The organism is Emticicia sp. (assembly GCF_049241225.1).
Classification (GTDB): domain Bacteria; phylum Bacteroidota; class Bacteroidia; order Cytophagales; family Spirosomataceae; genus Emticicia.
Genome location: NZ_JBMLRC010000231.1, coordinates 1 through 1507, shown reverse-complemented (window position 1 = coordinate 1507; position 1507 = coordinate 1). Strand labels below are relative to the sequence as shown.

The following is a 1507-nucleotide window of genomic DNA, read 5'->3' as shown; positions in this document are numbered from 1 at the left end:
TTTAATGATGAAATTTATCAGCAAAAAGAAGTAAAATCTATCAGTGAATGTAAGCCTTCGCTCAACGAAAATCATGTAAATTGGCTTGATGTTGATGGCGTGCATGAAGTGCATATCGTTGAAGAAATCGGCAAACATTATCACTTGCACCCGCTCTTACTCGAAGATGTACTAAACACCGAGCAGAAACCCAAATTGGAGCATTTTGGCGAGCAAAATATATTTGTGATAATGAAAATGCTGCAATTCAACGAAACTCTTAATGAAGTTGAAACCGAACACGTAGCATTGGTTTTGGGCAAAAACTATGTTGTTTCGTTTCAAGAAATGCACAAATCTGATGTTTTTGCTCCAATTTTTACCCGACTAAAAGCATCAGTCGGCAAAACCCGCAAAGGCAAAGCTGATTATTTATTTTATTCGCTCTGCGATTTGGTGGTGGATAATTACTTCGTTGTTCTTGAAAAATTTAGCGAAAAACTGGAAGATTTAGAAATAAAAATCATCGAAAATCCGCACAAAGATGACCAAACTGCACTCTACGAACTTCGCCGTGAATTGATGCAAATTCGCAAAGCAGTTTTACCACTCAGAGATATTTTCGGCTCACTCACTCGTGACAATTCTGACCTGATTCAAGCTAGCACAAACATTTATCTACGAGACGTTTACGACCACATTCTGCAAACCCTCGAAACGATTGAATCTTACCGAGAAATGATTGAAAATATTCAGAATATTTACCTCACAAGTTTGAGTAATAAGATGAATTCGGTCATGAAAACACTCACCGTTTTTACCGCTATTTTCATGCCTTTAACCTTCATTGCGGGCATTTACGGCATGAATTTCGATAATATGCCCGAGCTACGTCACCCAAATGGTTATTTTTATACAATCGGTAGCATGGTTGGTATTTCGATTGTCCTTTGGATTTATTTTAAATGGAAGAAATATGTATAGCCCACAGTCAATAGTCCATAAGAAAATAGCGGAATGTTAAATAAAATCATGTTGTGCAGACATCAAAAATTAACCACAATAGACACAATGGAGACACGATAGACACAAAGATTGCTGACTTAAACTTGTGTCTATTGCGACAATCTATTGTGTCCATTGTGTTTAGCCATGGTTAGTTGCCTACAAGGCGTAATTGTATCCCATCAACTAAAGATAAAACTTCGCTCGCTGAAAGCTGGCAAATTGGGTTTTCCTTCGTAGAAATAATTGAGTTCGTCTTTGGCATCCATTAGCCCCAAACTATACAAAACAGGCACAAAATGGTCGGGCGTTGGTGCAGCCATTTTTCCAAGTTTGTGGCTCGTTTCGTAGTTAATTACATTCGCCACGTTGCGGTCGTCGATTTGCTTTTTTATCCAAGCATCGTATTCTGGTTCCCAACCAAACGGAGTCATATCGCCCGTACTCATTTTCTGACCCAAAATTTGCAAATTATGTATCAACGAGCCACTTCCAATAATCAGAACGCCTTTTTCACGCAATG

The 1507-nt window shown here is 38.4% G+C and carries 2 protein-coding genes; one reads left to right on the top strand and one right to left on the bottom strand.

What is annotated here, in order from left to right:
* Positions 1-963: magnesium/cobalt transporter CorA (gene corA / locus ACOVO2_RS12630; protein ID WP_421770324.1), on the top strand; the 963-nt coding region annotated here is incomplete at its 5' end.
* A 203-nt stretch (positions 964-1166) separates the two neighbouring features.
* Here the strand turns inward: corA and ACOVO2_RS12625 are convergent.
* Positions 1167-1507, bottom strand: a 341-nt coding sequence (locus ACOVO2_RS12625; RefSeq protein ID WP_421770323.1) for a dioxygenase, incomplete at its 5' end; no start/stop codon positions are given.